Annotated in this window: 21 protein-coding genes and 1 pseudogene; 8 read left to right on the forward strand and 14 right to left on the reverse strand. The window is 58.7% G+C overall.

From position 1 onward, the window contains the following. Nucleotides 1–12: 12 nt before the first annotated feature. Entirely contained in the window at nucleotides 13–1,527 is a 1,515-nt protein-coding gene (gene trpE / locus IMCC12053_RS10500; protein ID WP_062218829.1) for an anthranilate synthase component I, read from the forward strand. Nucleotides 1,528–1,610: 83 nt separating this feature from the next. Here trpE and IMCC12053_RS10505 read toward each other — a convergent pair whose 3' ends face one another. Continuing rightward, nucleotides 1,611–2,072 (reverse strand): Lrp/AsnC family transcriptional regulator, encoded by a 462-nt coding sequence (locus IMCC12053_RS10505; protein ID WP_062218830.1) that lies wholly within the window; start codon nucleotides 2,070–2,072, stop codon nucleotides 1,611–1,613. 142 nt (nucleotides 2,073–2,214) lie between these two features. On the opposite strand from IMCC12053_RS10505, the gene IMCC12053_RS10510 reads away from it, so the two are divergent. The 5 genes and pseudogenes from IMCC12053_RS10510 (at nucleotide 2,215) to IMCC12053_RS10525 (ending at nucleotide 6,306) form a co-directional block, all read left to right on the forward strand. Further along, a complete protein-coding gene (locus IMCC12053_RS10510) occupies nucleotides 2,215–2,523 on the forward strand; it encodes a DUF2849 domain-containing protein (RefSeq protein ID WP_062218831.1) in 309 nt (102 codons plus the stop codon). Continuing rightward, on the forward strand, nucleotides 2,516–4,186 hold the full coding sequence (locus tag IMCC12053_RS10515) for a nitrite/sulfite reductase (protein ID WP_062218832.1): 1,671 nt from the start codon (nucleotides 2,516–2,518) through the stop codon (nucleotides 4,184–4,186). The genes IMCC12053_RS10510 and IMCC12053_RS10515 overlap by 8 nt, the downstream gene beginning before the upstream one ends. Beyond that, a pseudogene (locus IMCC12053_RS16020) lies at nucleotides 4,176–4,925 on the forward strand (phosphoadenylyl-sulfate reductase); the annotation flags it as partial. The gene IMCC12053_RS10515 and the pseudogene IMCC12053_RS16020, both read left to right, overlap by 11 nt. A gap of 123 nt (nucleotides 4,926–5,048) precedes the next feature. Continuing rightward, nucleotides 5,049–5,360 (forward strand): DUF934 domain-containing protein, encoded by a 312-nt coding sequence (locus IMCC12053_RS16025; protein ID WP_236852602.1) that lies wholly within the window; start codon nucleotides 5,049–5,051, stop codon nucleotides 5,358–5,360. Between the two features lie 109 nt (nucleotides 5,361–5,469). After that, nucleotides 5,470–6,306, forward strand: coding sequence for a ferredoxin--NADP reductase (locus IMCC12053_RS10525; protein WP_062218833.1), 837 nt, complete (start codon nucleotides 5,470–5,472; stop codon nucleotides 6,304–6,306). 187 nt (nucleotides 6,307–6,493) lie between these two features. Here IMCC12053_RS10525 and IMCC12053_RS10530 read toward each other — a convergent pair whose 3' ends face one another. Further along, complete coding sequence (locus IMCC12053_RS10530) at nucleotides 6,494–7,273, reverse strand: hypothetical protein (RefSeq protein WP_062218834.1); 780 nt, start codon at nucleotides 7,271–7,273, stop codon at nucleotides 6,494–6,496. 273 nt (nucleotides 7,274–7,546) lie between these two features. Here IMCC12053_RS10530 and infC point away from each other — a divergent pair, with 273 nt between their 5' ends. Further along, a complete protein-coding gene (gene infC / locus IMCC12053_RS10535) occupies nucleotides 7,547–8,041 on the forward strand; it encodes a translation initiation factor IF-3 (protein WP_335337327.1) in 495 nt (164 codons plus the stop codon). A gap of 138 nt (nucleotides 8,042–8,179) precedes the next feature. Here the strand turns inward: infC and IMCC12053_RS10540 are convergent, their stop codons facing one another. From IMCC12053_RS10540 to IMCC12053_RS10595, 12 genes are all read right to left on the reverse strand, one after another. Then, nucleotides 8,180–8,971, reverse strand: coding sequence for an FAD binding domain-containing protein (locus tag IMCC12053_RS10540; protein WP_062218839.1), 792 nt, complete (start codon nucleotides 8,969–8,971; stop codon nucleotides 8,180–8,182). Nucleotides 8,972–8,983: 12 nt separating this feature from the next. Further along, entirely contained in the window at nucleotides 8,984–9,475 is a 492-nt protein-coding gene (locus IMCC12053_RS10545) for a (2Fe-2S)-binding protein (RefSeq protein WP_062218841.1), read from the reverse strand. 74 nt (nucleotides 9,476–9,549) lie between these two features. Next, the gene (locus tag IMCC12053_RS10550; protein ID WP_062221208.1) at nucleotides 9,550–10,539 is read right to left on the reverse strand and encodes an XdhC family protein; all 990 of its coding nucleotides are present in this window, start codon (nucleotides 10,537–10,539) and stop codon (nucleotides 9,550–9,552) included. 412 nt (nucleotides 10,540–10,951) lie between these two features. Then, nucleotides 10,952–12,991 (reverse strand): enoyl-CoA hydratase-related protein, encoded by a 2,040-nt coding sequence (locus IMCC12053_RS10555; RefSeq protein ID WP_143090038.1) that lies wholly within the window; start codon nucleotides 12,989–12,991, stop codon nucleotides 10,952–10,954. A gap of 83 nt (nucleotides 12,992–13,074) precedes the next feature. Next, nucleotides 13,075–13,296 carry a hypothetical protein gene (locus IMCC12053_RS10560; protein ID WP_062218844.1) on the reverse strand — a complete coding sequence of 74 codons (222 nt, stop codon included), beginning with the start codon at nucleotides 13,294–13,296 and terminating at the stop codon, nucleotides 13,075–13,077. Between the two features lie 69 nt (nucleotides 13,297–13,365). Continuing rightward, nucleotides 13,366–13,551 (reverse strand): hypothetical protein, encoded by a 186-nt coding sequence (locus tag IMCC12053_RS10565; protein WP_062218846.1) that lies wholly within the window; start codon nucleotides 13,549–13,551, stop codon nucleotides 13,366–13,368. A 74-nt stretch (nucleotides 13,552–13,625) separates the two neighbouring features. Next, a complete protein-coding gene (locus IMCC12053_RS10570; RefSeq protein WP_062218848.1) occupies nucleotides 13,626–13,943 on the reverse strand; it encodes a TraR/DksA family transcriptional regulator in 318 nt (105 codons plus the stop codon). A gap of 116 nt (nucleotides 13,944–14,059) precedes the next feature. Further along, a complete protein-coding gene (locus tag IMCC12053_RS10575) occupies nucleotides 14,060–15,241 on the reverse strand; it encodes a FliM/FliN family flagellar motor switch protein (RefSeq protein ID WP_062218850.1) in 1,182 nt (393 codons plus the stop codon). Nucleotides 15,242–15,346: 105 nt separating this feature from the next. Beyond that, on the reverse strand, nucleotides 15,347–18,082 hold the full coding sequence (locus IMCC12053_RS10580; protein WP_062218852.1) for an ATP-binding protein: 2,736 nt from the start codon (nucleotides 18,080–18,082) through the stop codon (nucleotides 15,347–15,349). Between the two features lie 2 nt (nucleotides 18,083–18,084). Further along, on the reverse strand, nucleotides 18,085–18,423 hold the full coding sequence (locus IMCC12053_RS10585) for a hypothetical protein (protein ID WP_236852418.1): 339 nt from the start codon (nucleotides 18,421–18,423) through the stop codon (nucleotides 18,085–18,087). Continuing rightward, on the reverse strand, nucleotides 18,410–18,835 hold the full coding sequence (locus IMCC12053_RS10590) for a response regulator transcription factor (protein WP_062218854.1): 426 nt from the start codon (nucleotides 18,833–18,835) through the stop codon (nucleotides 18,410–18,412). The genes IMCC12053_RS10585 and IMCC12053_RS10590 overlap by 14 nt, the downstream gene beginning before the upstream one ends. Before the next feature lie 94 nt (nucleotides 18,836–18,929). Continuing rightward, nucleotides 18,930–20,255, reverse strand: a complete 1,326-nt coding sequence (locus IMCC12053_RS10595) for an XRE family transcriptional regulator (protein ID WP_062218857.1) — start codon at nucleotides 20,253–20,255, stop codon at nucleotides 18,930–18,932. Between the two features lie 276 nt (nucleotides 20,256–20,531). Here IMCC12053_RS10595 and IMCC12053_RS10600 point away from each other — a divergent pair, with 276 nt between their 5' ends. Beyond that, complete coding sequence (locus tag IMCC12053_RS10600) at nucleotides 20,532–21,872, forward strand: substrate-binding protein (protein WP_062218859.1); 1,341 nt, start codon at nucleotides 20,532–20,534, stop codon at nucleotides 21,870–21,872. Nucleotides 21,873–21,961: the final 89 nt, after the last annotated feature.

A 21,961-nucleotide genomic window follows, 5' to 3' on the forward strand; every position in this document is an offset into this window, starting at 1 on the left:
AAAGTCGAACCGATGGCCACGTTGATCCCGTCCTTTTCCGAGTTTGAAGCCGCGTATGAGGCGGGCGAAAACCAAGTCGTCTACGCCAAAGTGGCCGCTGATCTCGACACCCCCGTGTCGATCATGCTCAAACTCGCGGGCGCGCGCACCGACAGTTTCATTCTCGAATCTGTGACAGGTGGCGAGGTGCGTGGACGCTATTCCATCATCGGGATGAAACCCGATCTGGTGTGGAAAAGTGAGGGCACGCTGTCGTCCATCAATCGCAATGCGCGCTTTGATGCGGACGGATTTGTGGCCCAAGAGGCGGATCCGCTCACGGCCATTCGCGCCCTGATCGACGAGAGCAAGATTGATCTGCCGCCAGAACTTCCGGCGTCCTGTGCGGGTCTTTTTGGCTATCTTGGCTACGATATGATCCGTCTTGTCGAACACCTGCCTGACGTGAACCCCGACCCGATCGGCCTACCCGATGCGGTGTTGATGCGCCCGTCCGTGGTGGCCGTTTTGGACGGCGTCAAAGGCGAGGTGATGATCGTATCGCCCGCATGGACAGGCTCCGGTCAGTCCGCCAAAGCCGCCTATGCCCAAGCCGCCGAACGGGTGATGGACGCGCTACGCGATCTCGAACGCGCCCCCGTTGAGGTCAGCCATGATTTGGGCCAAGAGTGGAGCGCGCCGCCGCCCCAGTCCAATTTCACTCATGAGGGTTACCTGCAAGCCGTTGAAAAGGCGAAAGAGTACATCACCGCAGGGGACATCTTTCAAGTCGTGCCCGCACAGCGCTGGACACAAGAGTTTCCGTTGCCGCCCTTTGCGCTTTATCGCTCTTTGCGCCGCACCAACCCCTCGCCGTTCATGTTCTTTTTCAACTTCGGCGGCTATCAGATCGTCGGTGCCTCCCCCGAAATTCTCGTGCGTGTGTTCGACGGCGAGGTGACCATCCGCCCGATCGCAGGCACCCGCAAACGCGGCGCCACCCCCGCCGAGGACAAAGCCCTCGAGGACGATCTTCTGTCGGATCAAAAGGAATTGGCCGAGCACCTGATGCTGCTCGATCTGGGGCGCAACGACACGGGCAAAGTGTCCAAAATCGGCACGGTGCGCCCGACTGAGGAATTCATCATCGAACGTTATTCCCACGTCATGCACATCGTCTCCAACGTGGTGGGTGAGCTGTCCGATGACCATGATGCGCTGTCGGCACTGCTCGCGGGATTGCCCGCAGGCACCGTGTCAGGCGCGCCCAAAGTGCGTGCGATGGAAATCATTGACGAGTTGGAACCCGAAAAGCGCGGCGTCTATGGCGGCGGCGTGGGATACTTTTCCGCGGGTGGCGACATGGACATGTGCATCGCGTTGCGCACCGGTGTGATCAAAGACGAAAAGCTCTATATTCAGGCGGGCGGCGGCGTGGTCTATGACAGCGACCCACAGCTTGAGTTCGAGGAAACTGTCAACAAATCCAATGCCTTGAGAATGGCGGCCGCAGATGCGGGACGCTTTACAAAGACCGGAAACCGCTAGTCTCCTCTACGCGAACATCAGACAGACAACAGGGCGCGGGACCATCGGTCACCGCGCCCTGTTTTTGTGTTCCGCGACAGGCGTTAAAGGGGCAACTCGGTCGTGTATTTGATCTCTTCCATCGAGAGGAGAGCCGTCACATTATAGATCGTGACCTCCTCAATCAGGGCCTGATAAAACGCGTCATAGGCTTTGGCATTGGTCACACGGACCTTGAGAATATAGTCGATTTCTCCGGCCAAACGGTGCGCTTCCAAAACCTCTGGGCGCGCCTTTAGCACCTGTAAAAACTTCTCCTGCCACCCCGCCTCATGAGCGTTCGTGCGCACCAAAACAAAGAAACACGCCTCAAGGCCGAGGCTCTCGGCATCCAGAATAACCGTCTCTTTGCCGATCACCCCGTTCTCACGCATTTTGCGAATACGATTCCATACCGGCGTCTTTGACGAGCCCACAATCTTGGCGATTTCGTCCAAAGACTGGCTTGCATCATGTTGCAGCTCCCGCAAGATTTTCCGATCCATCTCATCAAGTTGGACACTCATTTCGGTTTTCTCCCTTTTGGCGGAACACGAGCCTAGCGCATCGATGGCTCTGGAACAAACACCCTTATTTGCTCGGACACCTGTGCAATTTGTAGAACAATGTTCTAAATTGAGGATCAGAAATCGCAAGTGGAAAACCCTCATGGCCCGTCCTTTTACGCCCAAAGTCGTCACCGCCAACGCCCTTCTGGATGGCGATGTCATCTATCTCGACGCCAGTGGCGCGTGGGTGCGTGCGCTCAACGACGCGGCCCTTTTTGAGGACGCCGAAACAGCCGAGGCCGCATTGGCGCGCGCGGCCAAAGACGGGATGCAGGTTGGGGCCTATCTGGCCGATGCGATCAGTGGCGCAAATGGCCCCGAGCCTACGCATTTTCGCGAAGACTTCCGCCGCACAGGACCGTCCAACTACGCCCACGGCAAACAGGTGACAGGAGCAGACCATGTATAAGTATAACGACTTTGACGCCGCATTCGTCCGCGCGCGCTGTGCGCAGTTTCGCGGCCAGGTTGAGCGGCGTGTTGACGGCTCCCTGACCGAAGAGGAGTTTCGCCCCCTGCGTCTGATGAACGGTCTATACCTGCAATTGCACGCCTATATGCTACGCGTAGCGATCCCCTATGGCACGCTCAACCCCGATCAAATGGACCAATTGGCCTATATCGCCGACACATGGGACAAGGGGTACGGGCATTTCACCACCCGTCAGAACATCCAATTCAACTGGCCAAAATTGCCGGATGTGCCCGATATGCTGGACGCGCTCGCGGACGTGGAAATGCACGCGATCCAGACCAGTGGAAACACCATCCGCAACGTGACGGCCGACCATTTCGCGGGGGCTGCCGCCGATGAGATCGCCGATCCGCGCCCCGTGGCCGAGTTGATCCGTCAGTGGTCGACCGATCACCCCGAGTTTCAGTTCCTGCCGCGCAAATTCAAGGTGGCCGTGACGGGTGCCGAGGCCGACCGCGCCGTGGTACGCGCTCATGACATCGGGCTGGTCCTCAAACGCCACAACGGTGAGCTTGGTGCCCAAGTGATCGTCGGTGGCGGTTTGGGGCGCACGCCGATGATCGGTAAAGTGCTAAAAGACTTCATCTCCTTTGGCGACCTTCTGCCCTATCTTGAGGCGGTTGTATCCGTGTGGAACCTCTTGGGTCGACGCGACAACAAATATAAGGCGCGGATCAAGATCACGGTACACGAGCACGGGATCGACGATATCGCGGCACGTGTCGAGGAACGCTTTGCACTCATCCGTCCGGATTTTGACGAAAGCGCCCTCGACGCACTTGCACAAATCGAACATTTCTTTGCACCGCCCGTCTTTGCGAACAAGCCCGTGGACGCCTACACCCGCGCCTATGAAAACGACCGTATGTTCCGCGCGTGGGCCGACACCAATCTCGCCGCCCACAAAGATGACGGATACGCCATTGTGACTGTCTCCACAAAGGCCCACGGCAAAACACCAGGGGACGCCACATCGGCGCAAATGCGTGTGCTTGCACAGGCGGCACGCGATTGGGGTCACGACGAATTGCGCATCTCGCACGAGCAAAACGTCATCTTGCCCCACGTACACAAATCGAACCTTCCGGCGCTTCATGCCGCTCTAAAGGCGGTTGATCTCGCCACCGCGAATATCGGCCTCATCTCCGACATCATTGCCTGCCCCGGTATGGACTATTGCGCACTGGCGACCGCGCGCGCCATTCCCGTGGCCCAAGGCATCGCCACACGGTTTGACGAGCTGAAACTGGAGCACGACATTGGCGCGCTCAAGATCAAAATCTCGGGCTGCATCAACGCCTGTGGTCACCACCATGTCGGTCACATCGGCATTTTGGGCCTCGACCGTGCGGGTGTGGAAAACTACCAGATCACGCTTGGCGGTGACGGCACCGAGACGACTGTGATCGGAGAGCGGACCGGACCGGGCTTTGCCTATGACGAAATCGTGCCTGCGATCGAGCGGTTGATTGCCGCCTATCTTGAGGTGCGCGATCACGCGGATGAGACGTTCCTCGCGACCTACCGCCGCCTTGGAATGGGTCCGTTCAAAGCGGCGCTCTATCCCCCCAAAGAGGATAGTGCACATGCCGCATGAGGCAGACCAGTTACGCGCAGAGTTCGGCACGGTCGACGACCGTGTTGCGCGGCTCAATGACCGCTATCGCAACCACTCGGCCACCTCGGTGCTTGAGCTGGCGTTGCGCGATGCGGAATTGGGGCGCATCGCCCTTGTGTCCTCCTTTGGTGCCGAAAGTGTTGTGTTGTTGCACATGATTTCGGTGATGAAACCCGACACGCCCGTGGTCTTTATCGACACTGAGATGCTGTTCCCCGAGACGATCGAGTATCAACTTGAGATTGTGAAGACGCTCGATCTGCGCGATGTGCGCCGCATTCGGCCCAATCCGACCAAAATTGCCGCCCATGACCCCGATGGACTGCTGCACCAAAGCGATACAGATAGCTGCTGTGATCTGCGCAAAACCGTGCCGCTGCAAACCGCGATTTCGGAGTTTGACGCATGGATTTCAGGGCGCAAACGGTTTCAGGGCAGCACACGTCAGAACCTCGATTTCTTTGAAAACGAGCTTGATACACGCATTAAAATCAATCCGTTGGCGCATTGGGCCCCTGCGGATGTACAAGATTATATGATCAACAACCGCTTGGCGCGTCACCCGCTCGTGGCCAAGGGCTATCCATCCATCGGCTGCGCGCCGTGCACCTCTCCCGTCAAAGCGGGCGAAGATCCCCGTGCGGGGCGCTGGCGCGGCAGTCAAAAAGAAGAGTGCGGCATCCATTTCGTGGACGGCAAAATGGTGCGTGGCCCCCTGCCCGCAGCGATCGTCACCGAGGCGCAGACACCCAACACACAAGACACGGGAGACACCGCAATGAGCGTGATCGTCCAAGACACCGGATTTACCACAGACGACTTTGACGGCATCTGGATCGATATGCCCGCCGACACCGACCCCGAAACGCTCAGCCAATACGGCAACACCGAGGGCATTCGCGTTGCCTTTACGTCCTTTTCTGACGGGCGCGGGTTCACATTGGCGCGCATGTTGCGCCTTGCGGGCTACACGGGACGGTTGCGCGCTGAGGGGCATGTGATCGCCGATCAATACGCCATGGCGCGCCGCGCAGGGTTTGACGAGGTCGAAATCTCTCCCGATCTGGCCGCCCGCCAACCCGCACAGCAATGGGTGTTTCGCGCGGATTGGACCGCCAACGATTACCAGAGCCGCTTGCGCAAACGCGCATAAGCAGCGAAAAGAACGCCACATCGACCGCGTGCGCCACCTTGCGGTGAGCCAGACTGATCTGGATCAAAGCTACATTCGACATACGCATTTAGAAAGTGCCCAACCGAAAATGACCGAGCAGAGCCAAGTGACCGAAGTAAAAACAAAACCCGTCCCCACCCTGCCTGACGCCGCCAAAGTTTTGGAGGTCACGCATTGGGATGATCGCCTGTTCTCGTTCAAGGTGGAGCGCCCACAGACGTTGCGCTTTCGCTCGGGCGAGTTTGTGATGATCGGCCTGATGGGTGATGTGAACCCGACGACCGGCAAGCAAAAGCCACTGCTGCGCGCCTACTCCATCGCCTCTCCGTCATGGGAGGAGCACCTCGAATTCTATTCGATCAAGGTACAGGACGGCCCGCTCACCTCGCGTTTGCAGCATATCGGAGTGGGCGATGAGATCATCTTGCGCCCCAAACCTGTCGGCACGTTGGTTGTGGATGCGCTTTTGCCCGGAAAACGGTTGTGGATGTTTGCCACTGGCACGGGCATCGCGCCCTTTGCCTCTCTGATGCGCGAACCGGAAGTGTTTGAAAAGTTTGATGAAGTAATCTTGATGCACACCTGTCGTCAGGTCTCTGAACTGGAATACGGGCGTCAGTTGGTGGAGTTCATCAAATCCGACGAAATGCTGTCCGAGATCGAACAGGGCAAGCTGCGCTATTACCCGACCACCACGCGCGAAGAGTTCCACCACATGGGCCGCGTGACGGATAACCTGTCGTCGGGCAAGGTCTTCGAGGATCTCGGAATTGCACCGATCAACCCCGAAACCGACCGTGGCATGGTGTGCGGCAACCTCGCGTTCAACAAAGACATTATGGTCATTCTCGACGGCTTTGGCCTACGCGAGGGCGCCAATTCCGAGCCTAAGGAATATGTGGTTGAAAAAGCCTTTGTCGATTAAGGCGCGTCAACAATCTACGATTTGAAACGGCCCCGCTTTGGCGGGGCTTTTCTTTGCGCTCATCCTCACGGCTAACCGCCTCTAGTCGCGCCGCCCACGAAAAAGGCCGCGCAAAGTCTCCCTTGCGCGGCCTAAATCTATATCACATCAGCGACTTGTCGTATCAAAGTCACATCAGCGACTTGGCTTACATGCCCAACAGGCCACGAACACGCTCAAGCACAGCACCAAGAAGCTCGGGGCTATCTTTGGCACGGCCAAGTGCGTTGATCACGGTCGCTTTTGCATCTTCCGCAAGGGGGGCGGCCTGAAGCATCGATGTGACTTTATCAAGGTCGAACCCGTCAACCGTCAAAAGCTCTTTCATCGCGTCCATGGACATCGCAGGCATCGCCTCTTGCGCAGCCTCTACAGCGTCAGTTGCCATATCGGTGGCAGCGTCTGTTGCTTGTGTCGCGGCGTCTGCTGCGGCGTCTGCTGCATCTGTTGCGGCGTCTGTCGCAGCTTCGGTCGCATCTGTCGCGGCGTCTGTTGCCTCAGTTGCCATGTCGGTGGCGGCTTCGGTCATGTCGGCGGCGGCGTCAGTTGCGCCCTCGGTCACTGCAGTTGCAGCATCGGTGGCGGCATCAACCGCGTCAGTTGCCATATCGGTTGCTGCATCTGCAGCACCTTCAACGGCCTCAACGGCGCCCTCGACAACGGATGTTGCGGCATCAGCTGCTGCATCAGCGGCCTCACCCGCTGCCTCAACGGCCTCTTCAGCAACGCCAGCTGCGGCATCAACTGTATCTGTTGCAACCTCTGAAACAGCGCCAGCAACATCAGTAGCGGCCTCTGTCGCGGCATCCGTAGCCGTTTCAACGGCGGATGTTGCTGCATCAGCGGCGTCTTTGACGTCCTCTTTACATGCGGAAAGGCCGAACGCGAGGCCCGTAATAAGTGCACCAGTAACGAAACGATTGGTCATGTGTGATCCCCAGAAACTAATAGGCGTATAGAACTACAAGAAAGTGTCTCTTTCTTAACCATCCTATGCCATGCTGCACCCGCAAAGAAAAGAGGACTTTGTGGCAAGTTTACCGCCCCGCGGGACCCCGCTCACCCCGTCCCGGAAATTACGGTTGTAAGCCGCGCCCATTCGCCCTAGTTTCGCGCGAAGATTATAAGAAACCACACATAGGAGCGTGTCATAGCCCGCCGTCCACACAGAGCCCCGCCGACCAGAGAAACCGGTCCTCGTATCAATGAAAATATTCGGTCACCGGAAATTCGCCTCATCGGCGCAGATGGAGAGAACGTAGGCGTTGTAACGCCACAGCGTGCCATGGAAATGGCCGTTGATGCCGATCTCGACCTTGTTGAAATTTCACCAAATGCCGAGCCACCCGTGTGTAAAATCATGGATTATGGCAAGTTCAAATATGAACAGCAAAAGCGTGAATCCGAAGCTCGCAAGAACCAAAAGATCATTGAAGTCAAAGAGGTAAAGTTCCGTCCCAACACGGACACTCACGATTACGGTGTGAAGATGCGCAGTGTCGTCAAGTTCTTGGAAGGCGGCGACAAGGTGAAAATCACCATGCGTTTTCGTGGCCGCGAAATGGCGCACCAGGACTTGGGTCGCAACCTGCTTGAGCGCGTTGCAGAAGACACCAAAGAGATCGGCAAGATAGAAAACATGCCGAAAATGGAAGGTCGCCAGATGATCATGATGATCGGCCCTCTTCCGAAATAAACACGCCGCAGGGCCGACAAACGGCCCGCAGCACCAGACGCCGAGTCTGACAGGGTACCCCCGAAGCCTCACGGTTTCGGGGGTTTTTCATTGGTGCGGTGGGAGAATCGCCCCCCATCAAACGAGAGGCAAGTCTCCTTATGCGCGCGCCATCTCGACCGCGCGCCGTGTCATCACACCGATCAAATGCGCGCGGTAATCTGCGGCGCCATGCGGGTCCGACAACATGCCATCAGGATCAACCTGTAAACCATCAAGCGCGTTGGGCGAAAACGCGCGAGACAAGGCCGCTTCGGCCTCGGACCACCGGAACACGCCGTTGCCACTCGCCCCCGTAACCGCCACACGGACCTCTCCATCAAAATCGGCCACAAACACCCCGACAAGCGCAAAACGCGAGGCCGGTTGTTCAAACTTGGCATAGGCCGCGCGGGTCGGCACAGGGAACCGCACCTCGGTGATAATCTCGCCGTCCGTCAACGCCGTCTCGAACAGCCCTTGAAAGAAATCATCGGCGGCAATGCCCCGTGTGGGCGTAACGACTTCGGCCCCACAGGCCAAAACAGCCGCAGGATAGCATGCGGACGGATCATTGTTGGCGACCGAACCCCCGATGGTGCCGCGCGTGCGAACAGCCGCATCCCCGATCTGGCCAGCTAAGGCAGCCAATGCCGGAACCTGTGTTTCGTCTCGCGCGATCTGCGCATGTGTGGTTGCGCCGCCAATACACACCCGCCCGTCATCGCCCTCGCAAATGCCCACTATTTCGGACAGGCCGGACAAACAGACCAACGTAGATGGCATCGCCAGTCGCGCTTTGAGGGTCGGGATCAACGTTTGCCCCCCGCCTAACGCCTGTGCGTCTTCTTCCTGGAGTGCTGCAATCGCATCCTTCAACGAGGCGGGCCGGATCAAATCAAAGTTATACATTGTGCGCCCTTCCTACTGTGCCGCGACGCTGGACACATCTTGGCCACTTGCGGCCATGATCGCCTTGACGATGTTATGATAGCCGGTACAGCGGCAGATATTGCCCTCAAGATGGCTGCGAATCTGCGCCTCGGTCGGCTGTGCCACGTCTTTGAGAAGCGCCGCAGCCGACATAATCATGCCCGGCGTGCAAAACCCGCATTGCAACCCGTGGTGTTCCTTGAACGCGGCTTGGATCACGGACAGATCGTCGCCCGCCTCACCCTGCTGCGCCATGCCCTCAATCGTTGTGACATCCGCGCCCTCGGCCTCAAGCGCAAAGACCGAACAGGCTTTCACAGGGGCGCCGTTCATATGCACGGTGCACGCCCCGCACTGGCTCGTTTCACATCCGACATGCGTGCCTGTTAAGCCGCCACCGCGTAAAAAGTCGACCAAAAGCGTGCGCCCCTCGACCTCTTGTGTTCTGTCGTGTCCGTTAATCTTTAGCGTGAGCATCACCATGCCGCGCCCTCCCTTATATCTCGAATGGAGCAGACCACGAATTGGCCTGTTCCGTAAAGCGTTTCACCACCCGTTTATGCGCCGCGCATCACCGCAATGATCTGCGCAAGGATCGACACGGCGATTTCGGCGGGCGATTGTGCCTTGATCTTTAACCCAACCGGCGCGTGCAGCCGCGCAATGTCATCCGAACTCAGCCCCGCCTCATGCAATCGCGCCACACGTTTTGCGTGGGTGCGCGTCGATCCGAGCGCGCCTACATAAAACGCCTCTGACGTCAGCGCACGTATCACCGCAGGGTCGTCCAGTTTGGGATCATGGCTCAGCGTCACCACCGCCGTGCGCGCGTCCAATCCATAGGCGTCAAGCGCCGCATCGGGCCACTCATCGCTGATCTCTTCGCCGGGAAACCGCAATCCAGAGGCAAACGCGCCGCGCGGATCGATCAAATGCACGTCAAACCCTGCTATTCTCGCCATCGGGAGCAAGGCTTGGGCAATATGCACCGCACCAATGACTGCCAGACGCACGGGCGGGTTGTGCACCGCCACAAATGTCTCGCCGTCCGGCTCAACGCCAGAACGATCGGTCGCAAAGCGTTGGGCAAAGGCGTCCGTGCCCGCAATATGGCGCGCTCCGGTCGACAGGTTCACCACATAGGCGACCGGATCACGCGCCGCGCGAGACGCCACAATCTGCGCCAATACATCCTCGGGCATAATCGCACCGACAGGCTCCAACAGCACACGGATGGTGCCGCCACATGCCAGACCGACCGCAAACGCATCCTCGTCGGCCACGCCAAATTCCAAAATCTTCATCGCGGGTGCCGCGATCAGGTCAAGGGCCTCGGTGATCACCGCGCCCTCGACACAGCCGCCAGACACCGAGCCCACCATGTCGCCCGCACTCGAGATTGCCAATTGACTCCCCACGGGGCGCGGCGCGCTGCCCCACGTCTCGATCACGGTGGCAAGGACGGCCCCCGTCCCCGCACGGTGCCACGCCAACGCAGTTTCGCAAATTGCATTCGGATCAAACGTCTCGGTCGCATCATGTGTCACGGCAAAATCTCCCTTACCGATCACTTTAGCGCACAAACAGGCGGCGGCAATGGGCGCGGCGGCAAGCCCCGTTCGCAACCCTGCACAGCTTTGCCAAATCTGGTGATAAAAAAATGGCGCCCGGGGAGAAACGCATAAACCCTCGGGCGCCAGTACAGTAAACAGCCCACGCACAAAGGACTGAATACGACGCGAACAATCGGAAGGAACGTTCGCGGGAGGAATGCAAGATCCACCGTCTGACTGTTGACGTGGTCCCTGCGCTCGGTCTCATGGATAGGCCACGCGCCAGACGCCAACCTTGATTTCGATCAAGGGGCATAACGAAAGTTAAATTGATATGGGACCGCCATACGAGAGACATCCGCCAAAGCGCGCAATCATCGTGAAAAACCGCCCAAAAAGCGGTGTTTTAGCCAGATTTATTGAGCGTTTCGAACGTCTCGCCAGTTTTGACCAAATCATGCCAAAGTGACGCAGGGGTCCAAATCTGTGGCGCGAATTGCGCATACTGCTTGAGCGCAGTCTCGGCCTGTAGCGCTGTCATTTGACCCGCCCATTGCATAGGCCCGCCCTGATGACGCGGGAACCCTTTGCCAAGCATCATGATAACGTCGATCTCCAGCGGCCGCGCCACAACACCGCGCTCCAACGCCTGCGCGCCTGCATTCGCTTGGGCCAACACAACACGTTTGACGATCTCGGCCTCTGTGACTGTCGCAGCCTCGATATCGCCCGCCTCGCGCAGCATCTCAAGCACCTCAACGGCCTGCGCATCCGATCCATCCGCGTCAAAGAACCCGCGCCCTGAGCGCTCCGCAAGGCCCGCCGCATCCAACGCCTGTGCAACAGTGCCGCCAAAGTGGCGCAGACCAATGCGGTCCATCATGGCACATGGCCCGATAGAAAACCCGAAACGGCGCAATGCCGCATCAATTTGCGCAGGGCGTGCCCCAAGCAGCAAACAGATATCAACGGCCTGAAGCCCCGCCGCTTCGAGCCTGTTGGCCACAAACCCGTCCTCGGCCTCAACCGTCACAACCCGTTTACCCAAACGCGTGAACAGCGCGTGAAATGTCGCAAGGCTCGCAGATGCTGAGAGCGGGGCGCGGCCCAGTTCCACCAAACGGATCACCTGTGCAGGGGCAAAGACATGCGCGGCGCAAAACCGCTGCGGATGCGTCAATCGTCCCGCCATTTGCGCCAGTGCGCGATCTGATACTGTGGCCAATGGCATATCCGGCGCAAGGGCGGCCTCGACCGCGACCAACGCCGCCACACGCGCATCCAACGACCCCGTTGTGGCCTCAATCACCGCATCGCAATCGTCGAAACAGGCAGGATCCGCGCTGACAAAAAACGCCTCAAGCCGGTCATGCTTTTGATCGGCTGTCATCTGTCCCTTGGCCTCGGCGGCCTCGTAGGCCTTGTTCACCGTTGCAAGCATGGCTTTGGCAACCTCGGCCGTTGGCGCCAAAAAGCGGACAGACACCCCATGATCAAGCGCAATCAGGCACAGACCAAGCGCAAGGGTAGATGCCCCCGACAGGCCAAGCGCTTTGACATCGCGCGCATCATCGGTCACGAACCCGCGCGGGCGCACGGCACGGCGTTCGCTCATATGTGCATGACGCAAGGCGGCACTTTGCGGGGCGGCCAAGGTATCGGCGCGCTCGGTCTCTTCGCGCCACACGCCCCCCTCGAACGGCAACAACATTGCCGCCTCGACACAATCAATAATCCGTTTGCCTGCGAATGTGCGCCCGCTGGTCTGTGCGCGCGCCGCCGCAATCGCCGCACGGCCCGCGGCCCCATGGTCAAAAATGGTATCTATGGCGCGGGTCTGGCGCGGCGCATCCCCCGTCTGTGCCTTTTCAGACGCGAGTTTCATCGCCGCCACGCGCACTCGATTCATCTCGATTTTATCGACAAGCCCCATTTTGAGCGCCGCTTGCGGGCCAATCACGCGCCCAGACAGCAAAATGGCCAAACCCGCCTCGACCCCGACCAAACGCGGCAAACGCTGTGTGAGGCCTCCAGAGGGCACGAGGGCAAAGGTCACATCGGGCACGGCAATGCGCGCAGAATCGTCCATAACGCGGCAATGCGCGGCCAAGGCCAACGCGGCCCCTTCGGACACAACAGCCCCCGAAAGCGCCGCCACCACGGGCTTTGCACAGGTCTCAACACGGTCACACAAGACATTGATATCAGGGAAAGATTGCGGCCGATCAAGATCTGCGTCACTGATACCCTTGGAAAAGGCGCGCCCGCGCGCGGCCAACACGATCGCCGTCACGGACGGGTCCGCTTCGGCGGCTTCGATGTGGGCGAATATCTCGGCGCGCATGGTATCGCCCAACGCATTCGCGGGCGGCTGCGACAACACAATTGTGGCAATCGAGCCGTCTACACGCAATACCGCGCTTGCCGCCTGTGCATTTGTCGTCATACCTGCGTCGACCCCCAACAAAACTTGCCCCTTCGTTTTGCCCGCTGAGCACGCCAAAGGCAAGGTTGTGTTGATAAAGGGCTTTATGTCTCGTTTTGAGCGGGTTTGGGATACACGCTATCCGCACTCGATTTTTCCAGATCAGCCTCCAAACGCACAAGATCGGCGGGCAATGGCAAGCCAAGGTTGGACAGCTCAGACAACTTTTCGCGCAATTGCTCTTGTAAGATATGACGATCCGCAGGGCGCTGCGCAATTTCGTCGAGGATCATATAGATTTGGATTTTGAGGGCTTCAAAAGCCATGTTAAGCTCCTTTTTGCACGGGGGTCTCCGCGCGGGCATGTCAACGGATCGTGCGCCACGCAGGCCAGATCAAACCGGCATGTTGTCCCACATGTCGTCGTCCCCGTCCGTGGCGTTTTCACGCGCCTTAACAAACACAACGCGCGCGACATCCGGCCCGCCATGAAGTTTGGTTTTGAGTTTCTCGGCCACATCGTGGTCGCCTACGAGGTCATCAACAATCTTGTCGATTTCGGCATCTGTTCGCTTGGTCATGATTATCCTCCATCTTTAAGGTGTGGCTTCCCGTTCAGTGTGACACACGGTGAAGCGATTGCGCGCCCCTCGGATCAGGAGGCGCAGCTGCGGCAAAAGGGGGTGTAGGGCAACAGATCAAGGCGCTCTTCGCCAATGGCCTCGCCGCACTTGCCACAAAATCCGTATTCCCCCGCATCAATGCGCGCGAGAGCGGCAGCAATCAGCACAAGCTCGGTCTGTCCGGCGCGCCCCATGCCCTCGAGCACTTCGTCGCCCTCCCGTTCGGTGGCCAACTCTGCCCAATCTTTGGATTGGTGGGTCTCCAACTCGTCATCAATCTCGTGCAGACGCGCGTCAAGTTCGGTGCGCCGCATGAGCAGTTGCTCGCGTCTTTGATCTAGGCTTTTCATGCGCTGTCCTCCTATGGAAAACACGATGGCATGAAACGGAAATTGGAGCCTTGATTCACATCAACAGGGCCGCGTGACACACGCGGGCGTAGACCTATCTAGCGAGGCAGAACCCGTTAAATATCTGGCAAATCACCCAAATCGGCGAAATCACCCAGCGGCGGCAAATCGCCTAACCCGTCAAAGTCATCCCCACTCTCGAGCGGCGGCAGATCTTCCATCGCGGGGAACCCGTCTAAATCAGGCAGGTCAGGCAGGTCAGGAAAGTCCAAATCGCCCCCGCTGCCCAAATCAGCCATGCCGCCCAAATCACCCAGTGGCGGCAAATCTGATCCGCCACCTAAGGCCATTCCTGCAAGCCCCTCCATAGAGCCAAGGCCCGCACCACCAAGATCAAGGGCCCGCCCGTCAAGAACGCCGTCAGACGTGTCCTCGGGCGTCAAATCAATGCGCACCGCGCGTGCGCCCCCAATTTGGCCAATACGGCCACGGCTCACCTTGCGGCCATCTTGGGCACGGATTTCAACGCGTGATAGCGCCTCGCGCGGAATCGGGATCAATGTGCCTACGTCCCATGACGCCACCTCGCTGAGCGAAAGCGTTATTTCATGCAGCACGGTATCAAGAGTGACATGGGTGCCCATCACCACATCTTTGAACTCTTTGCCCCACGCGCTTTCCTCGCCTTTGACCCGTTTGGGCGGTGGCGCATCATAGGGAAAGATCAACACAATGGTGCTTTCGCGCGCCACACGGCCAACGGTCACGGTGATGTAGAAACACCGGTACGGCACATCGTCAAAGGCAAGGGCGATGGATCGTTTCTCTTGGAGGCGCGCGGCATAACGAAATCCGTCCACCTTTGGCGGATTGGGAGCCTGCGCGATCTGTTCCTCGAATTCCTCAATCATCCGGTCGATCAAGTCCGAGCACATCACCGCATCCGTGGTTGAGGGCTGCCGCTCCTCGGGAGCCATGGGCAAAACCGCTCCGGTTGTCATTTGCTCGACAACAGAGGCCGTGGTCACATGATCAAACACCATCAACCCGAACTGATCGGCTGGCCCCTCCAAAAGGGCCAAAAGCGCATTCTCGGGCAGGCTTTGCGTGAGGACCGACACCGATTGGCGCCGTTCCTCGACCTGTTGAACCTGAAACACCAACTCCATCGCCTCTTCGGCGGCTTTGGCAAATCCTACGCGCAATGCCTTTGTCGCAGACATAGGTTGAACTTCCGGTGGGGGGCGTCCCGCACCGGTTTTCCGCCTAAGAGCTGTAATGACATCCTCGTCTGACATGCGCACTTCATTCCTGATTGATCTTGATTTTGCCCTATCGAGGTAAACAAAACCTTGATTCAGATCCGAATTCCACCTGTCTCGCTAAATAAGATTAATCAATTGCTACGTGACGTGTCCCGCACCGCGCCGCACACGTGGCAGTTTTAGGCGAAACGCCGCCCCACCCTGTCCGGGCAAATAGCTAATCGTACCGCCAAGATTGTGCATAATCTCACGACAAATCGCCAAGCCAAGGCCCGCACCGCCCGCTTTAGCCTGATCGGTGAGACGCGAGAACTTTTCAAAAATCATCGCCTGTTTGTCACTCGGAATGCCTGAGCCGTTGTCGACGAAATCGATTTGCAACTGGTCACGCCCCACCCGTGTTGCGGTGATATGCAAGGCGGGGTTGCGCGCGTCACAGTATTTGCGCGCATTGGTGATCAAGTTGATAAACACCTGTGCGAGGCGGTCGGGATCGGTATCAATCGCGATATGCTCGCTCAGCTCGGCGCGGTGCACGATCAGCTCCGTATTCATACCGCCATGCGTGGTCGCCTGAACCGCGCGCGCGATGACATCGTGCAAATTGGTACGCGCCCAGTTCAAAGTCACCTGTCCGTTTTCCAACACCGACAGGTCCAACAGGTCATCAAGCAGCCGCGTCAGACGCTGGGCCTCGTCATGGATGATTCCCGAAAACCGCTTTAGGCTTTCGGCGTCCATGCCGACATCTGCGCCGACATCCCCCGCCCCCACATCACCGCTATCGCGCAAAATCTCGGAAAACGCGCGGATCGAGGTCATGGGCGTGCGCAATTCGTGGCTAATCTGGCTCAAAAACGCGTCCTTTTGGATCGAGAGCGCCGTGAGTTTCTCGTTGGCTTCACGCAATTGGCGCGCGGTGCGGGCGAGTTCGGAGGACTTGGCCTCTAACTGACTTGAGTACTCCATGATCTGCGCCGCTTCATCCGCCACCGCCATCAAATCCTCAACTGACACGATCGAGCCGCCCACCAACTGACCAAGCATGGCGTGCGCCGTGGCCGCGCCAACCGAGCCCGCGAGTTCGCGCTCCAACCGCTCCAGGAATGCGGGCGTCACATCGGGCAGATACCCCTGTTTTCCTTGGGCCTCGGCCTCGATCTGAAACAGCTTTTGCGCCTCTGCCGACCCAACGATGCGTTGCGCCATCATCAAGAGATCCTCGGCCTCGGCAACCCCTTCAGACCAGCGCCGCGCCGCACCTGTATGCTCGAACACATTGACGAATTGCGCGCCTTGCAAGCGCTCGACGGGACGCGGGAACGACACCAAAGAGCCGATCACAAAGGCAAGTGCGTTGAGCGCAATCGACCACACGACAGCATGCACAACCGGATCGGCCCCCGTGACGCCAAACAACGCTTGCGGGCGCAACCACGCCAGATCGAACGGCCCACTGGCCATAAAGGCCTCGGTAAATCCGGCCGCTGCCCCGAACGAGGGCAAAAACATCGTGTAGGCCCAGATCACAAATCCCGTCACAATGCCCGCAATCGCGCCGACCCGCGTGGCCCCGCGCCAAAACACGCCGCCGATTAAAGCCGGCAACACCTGTGCCACGCCCGTAAACGAGATCATACCAATCGCGGCCAAGGCCTCCGAGCCGCCCGAGATATGGAAATACAAATAGCCAAGGCCAAGCACGCCCGCGATGGAGATGCGCCGCGCCAGCAACACAACCGAACGCACATCCCCCGAAACGGTCGCACCGTCTTTGCGGCTCGACAGCCAAATCGGCATAACGATGTGGTTGGACACCATCGTCGACAAGGCGATTGCGGCGACAATAACCATCGATGTCGCCGACGAAAACCCACCTAAAAAGCTAAGTGCAGCAAGGGCTTGCTTGTCATAGTTAAGAGGGATCGTGAGCACGAACATATCGGGATTCGCCCCCTCGGGTAGCACCGCAAGCCCCGTCACCGCAATCGGGATCACGAACAGCGACATACCAAACAGATAGAGCGGAAACGCCCATCCAGCGGTGAACAAATGGCTTTCTTCAGAGTTCTCGACAACCAGAACCTGAAACATGCGCGGCAGGGTCAAAAACGCAGCCGCAGCCAACAGCGTGAGCGTCACCCACCGCGTGCCGTTTATCGATTGTTGCGCAATCGGCGAGGCGTCGATGCGCGCGAGTGTCTCCCCCAGACCGCCGCCCACACCCCACACAACGAACACCCCCACCGCGACCAAGGCCACAAATTTCACCACGGCCTCCAACGCAATGGCGGTGACAACACCGTGGTGACGCTCGTTGGCATCTAGGTTGCGCGTGCCGAACAAGATTGTGAACAACGTCAGACCACCGGCCACCCAAACTGCTGTTTTGTTCAAATCGGGGACGACCATCGCCTGAGGATCATTGAGGCCAAAGACCGCGAATGACAGCGCAACAGATTGAAGTTGCAGCGCAATATAAGGCGTGGTGCCGATCACCGCGAGCAAGGTGACAAGCACACCCAGCGTGTTGGACTTGCCAAAGCGTGAGGAAATGAGATCGGCAATCGAGGTGATGCGCTGTGTACGGCCAATGCGCACCAATTTGCGCAGCACCCACCACCATCCGATCATCACAAGGCTCGGACCCACATAGATCGTCACAAACTCAAGGCCGGATCGCGCCGCATAGCCCACCGCACCGTAAAACGTCCACGCGGTACAATAGATCGACAGTGAGAGCGTGTAGACCACGGGAGAGCGCAACCACCCCAAACGGCCGCGCTCAGCGCGTTTTTCCGCCCAAAATGCAACAAAAAACAACAGCGATGCATAGGCGAGACAGACCAGAACCAGAAGGTTGAACGAGAGCACCGCTACCCCTCCGCGCTGTGATCGGGATCAAGCGGCGCACCCGTGCGGCCCTCACGGGGCACTTTGCGCTGCATCGCAATTGCGAACGCGACACTGCCAACGATCGCCAATCCCCAAATGGCAAAGACATAGACAACGGAACGCCCCCCGTGGCCGACAGGTTCCCCCGTCTCACCCCCGCCCCATAGCAAGGGCAACATATACAGTGCAAAAAGCAAAACCGGCAAAAGCCGTTGCGCATCGATCCAACGCCGCTGTCGGTAGGACGCGCGCGCCAGATAGAGCGGTGTGCGGCGTTCACCCGGCGCGAGATCGGACAGGCGGGTGTCAGGCATCGCCATGTCTGATCGCGCCATGCTCAACCGACTCAACCGCCTGAGCCTGTGTATCTGCGGCTAACGTCCGAACGGCCTCCAACATGTCGGCGTTGGAAAACGGCTTGGTCATAAAGACCGACACACCCGAGGCTTCGGCCAACTCACGGTCCTTTTTCTGACCGCGCGCGGTGAGCATCAAAATGGGGCGGGATTTATGGGCGTCCATGCCCCGCAACTCGCGCAGGATGTCAAAGCCTGATTTATTGGGGAGCATAACGTCGAGGATGATAATGTCTGGCCGCTTGGACTCGACCGCGACAACAGCCGTGCCACCATCAGAATGCGTCTCGACGGTCCATCCGTCTCGCGACAAGATGAATCGGATAGCTTCGATGATGTTCGGCTCGTCTTCAATGAGCAGAACGCGTTTGCCCATGCTGTAACCCTCTCCCCTTGGTCCCCTCCCTTATCACCGCTCAAACGGCGCGAGTCAAAAGGCTTGGCCGTCTTTTGGGGGCAAACCCACACCCTTACGTATGGTCAACCATGACCAAAGACGGCTCACGGCGCGCAGCACAGGCGGCGCGCGCACAGACGCGACAGGTCGATCCAACCCCCAATGCGTCCCCTGATGCCTCAGCGGACGGCACCGTGCGCCCCGCGTGCTCCAAAGGCACAATCATCATTGTGGCCTCGACAATTTGCGGCGCGTCGAACTCTAGCGCCTGAACTGGCTGACAAATAGCATAAGCGACGAAGCGGCGGGCCGGTTGCCCTTGTGCCTCGATCACACGCCGAACTGGCACGGTTGGCCGCAAGAGCGCCTGATAGAGCGGCCATAGCGGACAGGCCGCCCCAAAGCGCGGCAAGGCAAATCCGTCAAGCGGCTTGCGAAAGGTGAGCGTCCCCGACCCATCGCAGCGCGCCAGACCAACAGGCGGGCGATGATCTGCGGGTGGCAATGCCGCAAGGCGGCGCATCGCGGCATCAAGCGGCATATTGGCCGCGCGTGCCAACGCGGACGGATCAGGGCCGTGTTGCGCCAAAACCGCATCCACTTGCGCCAAAGGCATTGCTTGGGCATCGCGTGCGGCCTTGGCCTGCCAGTCTTGTGCTAGGGTCTGGGCCGCAAGGGTTTTGAGCGGCGCATGGCGCGTATCCGTGTGCGTCTCCGCGCTCGTCTCGTCCCCAAGCGCATAAGACTGCGCGGCGAGCCATGCCTCTACCTCATCGAGCGGCGTTGATAGCCCCTCTTGGGCCGATCCAATGGTGTCCAGATAGGTGACAAGCGACTGCGCGCCATCCGCAAGGCGCTGACTGTCCTCATAGATATTGCGGTGAAAGCGTACCCGCCATTCAGGATCGATATCGTCCCCCGCATTTAAAATTCCCGCCGTGGAGCGCACCGCCGTGACAGACGACAACAAGTCATGCAGGGCATCACTCAAATAGGGGTCATGAGCCAAACGGTCATTGAGCGCCTCGACACGGCGCTCCAATGCGCCGATGTGGTCGCGTTGCTGCGTCACCAAACCCGCCCAACCCGGAAAGCGGTCCGCGAAATCCTCAACACGGTCGACCTCAGCGGGATCACGCGCCTCGCCCGCCTCACCCGCCGCCGCGCGCAACCCCTCAACCAAGGGTGCCTGCGCCCCTTGCGACAGGGCAATCAGATCAGCGTCCAGCTCACGCGCCAGATCAACAAGGAGTTTTCCACCGATTCTACGGCGGTTATGCTCGATCAGATTAAGATAGGCGGGTGAAATCCCCACACTGCGCGCCAAATCGGCTTGCTTGAGCCCCTTAAGGGTGCGGCGCTCGCGGATGCGGCTGCCTGTCAGTGTCGAACGCGGCATTTTAGTCCCTCATTATTCCCAACGTTTTCAGCGCCTTTCTGCGACTGCATCCAGAGAATGCCGCACCCCGCCGATAAATTCTTTACACTGCATACCACCGTATTGTGTAAACGTTAACAAAAAAATCATTTAGCAAGAGTGACTTGTTGAGAAATTTTCGTCTCCACCCCCATACTCGTGACATCCTGTTAACGCGTCTTGTGCGAATAAAGACAGGCGACGATCTGAGCGCGGAGGAGGCGATCAGGTCGGAATAAACTTATAGGGAGGATAAATATGTCCACATCCAACTTCACACGTCGCGGTCTGCTCAAGACCGGTGCCGTCACAGGTGCAGGTCTCGCTTTGCCGACGATCTTTACCTCTGGCGCGATGGCGTTCACCAACGAACCGACTGGCGGCTCCGTCACGCTCGGCTTTAACGTTCCCCAGTCTGGCGCATACGCCGATGAGGGTGCGGACGAGCTGCGCGCATACGAGCTTGCTGTTGAGCACCTCAACGGTGGCGGCGACGGCGGCATGATGAATACTTTCAGCTCCAAAGTGCTCGAAGGTAACGGCATCATGGGCAAGAAGGTCGAGTTCGTCACAGGCGATACACAGACTAAATCTGACGCTGCCCGCGCATCCGCAAAATCCATGATCGAAAAAGACGGCGCCGTGATGATCACGGGCGGCTCGTCCTCGGGCGTGGCGATTGCTGTTCAGGGTCTATGTCAGGAAGCTGGCGTGATCTTTATGGCCGGCCTTACCCACTCCAACGACACCACGGGTAAAGATAAGAAAGCCAACGGCTTCCGTCACTTCTTTAACGCTTACATGTCCGCAGCTGCTCTGGCACCTGTGCTCAAAAACCTCTACGGCACCGACCGTAAAGCGTACCACCTGACCGCTGACTACTCATGGGGTTGGACACAAGAAGAGTCGATTGCCGCCGCAACCGAAGCCATGGGCTGGGAGACTGTCAACAAGGTCCGCACCCCGCTTGGCGCTGGTGACTTCTCGTCCTACATCACGCCCATCTTGCAAACAGATGCAGATGTGCTCGTGCTCAACCACTACGGTGGGGACATGGTCAACTCGCTCACCAACGCCGTTCAGTTCGGCCTGCGTGACAAGATGGTCAACGGCAAGAACTTCGAAATCGTTGTTCCGCTCTACTCGCGCCTCATGGCACGTGGTGCTGGTGCAAACGTTAAGGGCATTCACGGCTCGACAAACTGGCACTGGTCGCTTCAGGATGAGGGCTCCAAAGCCTTCGTTAAATCCTTCGGCACCAAATACGGCTTCCCACCCTCGCAGGCGGCACACACCGTATACTGTCAGACGCTTCTGTACGCAGATGCAGTGGCACGTGCTGGATCGTTCAACCCATGTGCGGTTGGCGAAGCGCTTGAGGACTTCCAGTTCGACGGTTTGGGCAACGGTCCAACCCTCTACCGTGCAGGCGATCACCAGTGCTTCAAAGACGTTCTGGTTGTGCGCGGTAAAGAGAACCCAACGTCCGAGTTCGACCTTCTCGAAGTGGTCGAAGTCACACCAGCAGCTCAGGTCACATACGATGTCGACCACCCCATGTTCGCCGGTGGCGCATTGGGCGAGTGTAACGCAGGCTAATCTGCCAACACTTCGGCGCGCCGATGTCACCAAACGGGTGACTGGCGCGCCATTTCACGCACATGAAACGATCGAGGGCGCCGCATTGG

The organism is Celeribacter marinus (assembly GCF_001308265.1).
Taxonomy (GTDB): Bacteria; Pseudomonadota; Alphaproteobacteria; order Rhodobacterales; family Rhodobacteraceae; genus Celeribacter; species Celeribacter marinus.

Coding starts and splice junctions, on each gene's coding strand:
- IMCC12053_RS10585 (WP_236852418.1), bottom strand. CDS start 18,423: ATGGCGATGCCTGACACCCGCCTGTCCGATCTCGCGCCGGGTGAACGC.
- trpE (WP_062218829.1), top strand. CDS start 13: ATGGCCACGTTGATCCCGTCCTTTTCCGAGTTTGAAGCCGCGTATGAG.
- IMCC12053_RS10555 (WP_143090038.1), bottom strand. CDS start 12,991: ATGACGACAAATGCACAGGCGGCAAGCGCGGTATTGCGTGTAGACGGC.
- IMCC12053_RS10505 (WP_062218830.1), bottom strand. CDS start 2,072: ATGAGTGTCCAACTTGATGAGATGGATCGGAAAATCTTGCGGGAGCTG.
- IMCC12053_RS10570 (WP_062218848.1), bottom strand. CDS start 13,943: ATGAAAAGCCTAGATCAAAGACGCGAGCAACTGCTCATGCGGCGCACC.
- IMCC12053_RS10560 (WP_062218844.1), bottom strand. CDS start 13,296: ATGGCTTTTGAAGCCCTCAAAATCCAAATCTATATGATCCTCGACGAA.
- IMCC12053_RS16025 (WP_236852602.1), top strand. CDS start 5,049: ATGCCCGCCGACACCGACCCCGAAACGCTCAGCCAATACGGCAACACC.
- IMCC12053_RS10530 (WP_062218834.1), bottom strand. CDS start 7,273: ATGACCAATCGTTTCGTTACTGGTGCACTTATTACGGGCCTCGCGTTC.
- IMCC12053_RS10540 (WP_062218839.1), bottom strand. CDS start 8,971: ATGTATAACTTTGATTTGATCCGGCCCGCCTCGTTGAAGGATGCGATT.
- IMCC12053_RS10590 (WP_062218854.1), bottom strand. CDS start 18,835: ATGGGCAAACGCGTTCTGCTCATTGAAGACGAGCCGAACATCATCGAA.
- IMCC12053_RS10600 (WP_062218859.1), top strand. CDS start 20,532: ATGTCCACATCCAACTTCACACGTCGCGGTCTGCTCAAGACCGGTGCC.
- IMCC12053_RS10565 (WP_062218846.1), bottom strand. CDS start 13,551: ATGACCAAGCGAACAGATGCCGAAATCGACAAGATTGTTGATGACCTC.
- IMCC12053_RS10575 (WP_062218850.1), bottom strand. CDS start 15,241: ATGTCAGACGAGGATGTCATTACAGCTCTTAGGCGGAAAACCGGTGCG.
- IMCC12053_RS10595 (WP_062218857.1), bottom strand. CDS start 20,255: ATGCCGCGTTCGACACTGACAGGCAGCCGCATCCGCGAGCGCCGCACC.
- IMCC12053_RS10545 (WP_062218841.1), bottom strand. CDS start 9,475: ATGGTGATGCTCACGCTAAAGATTAACGGACACGACAGAACACAAGAG.
- IMCC12053_RS10510 (WP_062218831.1), top strand. CDS start 2,215: ATGGCCCGTCCTTTTACGCCCAAAGTCGTCACCGCCAACGCCCTTCTG.
- IMCC12053_RS10525 (WP_062218833.1), top strand. CDS start 5,470: ATGACCGAGCAGAGCCAAGTGACCGAAGTAAAAACAAAACCCGTCCCC.
- IMCC12053_RS10515 (WP_062218832.1), top strand. CDS start 2,516: ATGTATAAGTATAACGACTTTGACGCCGCATTCGTCCGCGCGCGCTGT.